The sequence below is a fragment of the Variovorax sp. 01N429 genome, from assembly GCF_056399425.1.
Map to the genome: position 1 here is coordinate 1 of NZ_JBFTRG010000187.1, position 397 is coordinate 397.

At 73.0% G+C, this 397-nt stretch carries 1 protein-coding gene; it reads left to right on the forward strand.

Translation table 11 applies throughout. The annotated features are described in order from the left end of the window. The coding region (locus AC1DSF_RS31180) for a CorA family divalent cation transporter (protein ID WP_478184176.1) at positions 1 to 397 on the forward strand (397 nt) is incomplete at both ends.

Here is a 397-nt window from a genome sequence, read left to right on the forward strand (position 1 = left end):
GCGCACTGTACGTCGACGGGCAGCGGGTGGCCTCGCCGACCACCCTCGCGGACACCTACCGCGGCCTGCACGAACGCCCGGGCGCGATGGCGTGGATCGGCCTGTACCGCCCGGCCGCCGCGCAGCTGCTGTCCGCCGCCGAGGAGTTCGGCCTGCACGAACTGGCCGTCGAGGACGCGATCGTGGCGCACCAGCGGCCCAAGCTGGAGCGCTACGGCGAGACCCTGTTCGCCGTCCTGCGCGCCGCGCGCTACGTCGACGAAACCGAGGAGGTCGACTTCGGCGAGGTCCACGTCTTCCTGGGCCGCAACTTCGTGCTGACCGTCCGGCACGCCGAATCCCCCGACCTCGCCGCGGTGCGCCGCTGGGTCGAGGACCGCCCCGACCTGCTGAAACG